Source organism: Pengzhenrongella frigida (genome assembly GCF_004168625.1).
GTDB lineage: Bacteria > Actinomycetota > Actinomycetes > Actinomycetales > Cellulomonadaceae > Pengzhenrongella > Pengzhenrongella frigida.
Map to the genome: position 1 here is coordinate 1 of NZ_SDWW01000105.1, position 1,718 is coordinate 1,718.

Sequence of the window (1,718 nt, forward strand, 5' to 3'; positions counted from 1 at the left end):
TGTCGACGCTGAGTGAAAACTGACCCCCTGGCGCCGGGCGAAAATTGACCCCCCTCGCTGAGAGTGAGGGAGTGATCATCGTGGAGGACTGGGCTGAGATCCGTCGGCTGCATCGGGCGGAGGGGTTGGGGATCAAGACGATCGCGCGCCGGTTGGGTGTCGCGAGGAACACGGTGCGTGCGGCTCTGGCGGCGCATGAGCCGCCGAAGTACGAGCGCCGGGCAGCGGGCTCGAGGGTCGATGCGTGCGAGACGCAGATCCGGGTGCTGTTGGCCGAGTTCCCGGACATGCCGGCGACGGTGATCGCGGAGCGGGTCGGCTGGGCGGGTGCACCGTCGGTGCTGCGCGCACGGGTCGCGCTGCTGCGTCCGCTGTTCAAGGGTGCCGATCCGGCGGACCGGACCACGTATGTGCCGGGCGAGATCGTGCAGTGTGATCTGTGGTTCCCGGCGAAGGTCATCCCGGACGGGGCAGGGGCGTTGGCGGCACCGCCGGTCCTGACGATGGTCGCGGCGTACTCGCGGTTCGTGATGGCGGTGATGCTCCCGACCCGGACGTCCGGGGATCTGCTGGCCGGGATGTGGGCGCTGCTCGGGGCCTCGCTCGGGGCGGTGCCGAAGATGCTGGTCTGGGACAACGAGGCTGGCATCGGTCAGCACCACCGGCTGACGGTCGGAGCTCGAGGCTTCGCGGGCACGCTCGGGACGCGGATCTACCAGACCGCGGCACGAGACCCGGAGGCCAAGGGGATGGTCGAGCGAGCCAACCAGTTCCTGCAGACCTCGTTCATGCCCGGGCGCACATTCACCTCGGGGGCCGACTTCAACACCCAGTTGGCCCGGTGGCTGCCGGTCGCGAACACCCGCCTGGTCCGGGCTACCGGCGCCCGACCGGTCGATCTGCTCGCCGGCGACCAGGCCGCGATGGGCGCCCTGCCACCGCTCGCCCCGGTGACCGGGACCGCGACCCGGGTCCGGTTAGGTCGGGACTACTACGTGCCGGTCGCGGGCAACGACTACTCCGTGGATCCGTCCGTGATCGGCCGGTTCGTCGACGTCCACGCCGGCCTGGACCGCGTCATCGTGACCTGTGTCGGGGCCGTGGTGGCCGACCACGCCCGGTCGTGGGCGGTCCGGCAGGTCATCACCGCCCCCGCCCATGTCGTCCTGGCCGCAGGACTGCGCACGGCGTTCCAGGCGCGCACCGCGGCGTCGCGCGGACCGGCGGCCGCCGCCGGAGCCGCAGTGGGGCTGCGCGCGTTGAGCGACTACGACGAGCTCTTCGCCCTGACCTGCCCGGCTGCCCGCCCGAAGCTGGAGGTCGTGCGATGAGTGCCGCGACCCTCGGCAAGGACACCGCCGGTGAGGTCAGGTTTCTCGCTCGCGAGCTCAAGACCCCGGTCATCGCCGAGATGTTCCAGACCCTGGGCGACCAGGCCCGCACCGAGGGGTGGTCCCACGAGGAGTACCTCGCCGCGGTCCTGGGCCGGCAGGTCGCCTCCCGCGCGGCGAACGGGACCCGGATGCGGATCTCCGGCGCCCACTTCCCGGCGGTGAAGACCCTCGAGGACTTCACCTTCGAGCACCTTCCCGGGGCGCCCCGGGACGTGATCGCGCACCTGGCCACGACCACGTTCGTGGCCCGCCGGGAGAACGTCGTCCTGCTCGGACCCCCCGGGACCGGCAAGACCCACCTCGCGATCGCGCTGGGCATCAAGG

2 protein-coding genes are annotated in these 1,718 nt (G+C 71.5%); both read left to right on the plus strand.

The window, feature by feature from the left end; genetic code table 11:
• Window positions 1-71: 71 nt before the first annotated feature.
• On the plus strand, window positions 72-1,331 hold the full coding sequence (gene istA, locus EUA98_RS19495) for an IS21 family transposase (protein ID WP_130104337.1): 1,260 nt from the start codon (window positions 72-74) through the stop codon (window positions 1,329-1,331).
• Window positions 1,328-1,718 (plus strand): ATP-binding protein (locus EUA98_RS19500; protein WP_165372931.1); only part of this gene is annotated, 391 nt, incomplete at its 3' end. The genes istA and EUA98_RS19500, both read left to right, overlap by 4 nt.